General features: G+C 42.2%; 1 protein-coding gene. It reads right to left on the bottom strand.

Annotated features, from left to right (window positions below; translation table 11 throughout):
• Positions 1-91: 91 nt before the first annotated feature.
• Positions 92-938, bottom strand: an 847-nt coding sequence (locus H5183_RS21420; RefSeq protein ID WP_182732686.1) for a transposase, incomplete at its 5' end; no start/stop codon positions are given.

Below are 938 nucleotides of genomic sequence, written 5' to 3'. Positions count from 1 at the left end.
CAATACAGTTGCCATTGGGCATTCACTTTCGTTTGACCGCGTAAGGTCAATTTATTCATGCCTTTGTTAACTGTAATATTCCGCTGTTTATTTAAAGGAAAGCAGGCTCTATACAGCCAAGTCGTTTGCTGTACTGTCGTCGCCCGATTGGGCTGTCTATTTTGACCTTCATTTTGTCGATGTAGCTTAGCTTTTTACGCGATTCATCATTTTTAAACTGAACTTGCCGTCCTGTTTTTATAGGTGGCTTTCGCATACATTGCTGTTGCAGTGGGCATACCTTGCAATCTTTTAAGTAACCGCAGAATCGCGTATATTTTTGGTTGTGGCTGTTTACATTTATACCGCTTCGCCACATGTCATTGCCTGCGGGACAGCGGCAGGTTTGTGTCGTCTCATCATAATGGAAGTCGTCTGAGGTAAATAACCGTGGCTTGCCTTTACTGCGTTTTAGTCGGCGCTTTTCTTGCTCTGTCTCATAAGTTTCACTTTCTTTAAACAGCGGATTTCGTTTTCTAAATTGGTTATCCGCAATGTAAGTATCAAAGCCACTTTTCGCCATAAACTCAAGATTCACTTCGCTGTTAAACCCACTGTCTGCGGTAAACTTTATGGTGTGATTATCTGCTTCTTTTTTTGTATTGAGCTTAGTGAGCTGTTGTTTTAATTGCTTAACCGCTGGCTGTAAGGTTTGCTGCTCGCCCACTGTACCCCATGCCTGTGCTTGCAGTATAATTTGATGTTTATCGTCATTTATCGCTATCCCGTTGTAGCCTTGGATTGTACCTTTTGACGTGGTCATTTTCGCGCTATCAGGGTCGGTAATATTACTTTTAATGGGCTTGCCTTTGCTGCCCGTTTTTTCCTCGTGGGTCGCTAAGAACTCCGTGATTTTATCTGCACTTTTATCCAGCTTTTCTTTTTGCTTTAAATCCTGT

It is taken from the genome of Pseudoalteromonas sp. SR44-8, assembly GCF_014163635.1.
GTDB lineage: Bacteria > Pseudomonadota > Gammaproteobacteria > Enterobacterales > Alteromonadaceae > Pseudoalteromonas > Pseudoalteromonas rhizosphaerae.
The sequence above is the reverse complement of the archived record's forward strand: the minus strand, read 5'-3'. Positions and strand labels throughout refer to the sequence as shown.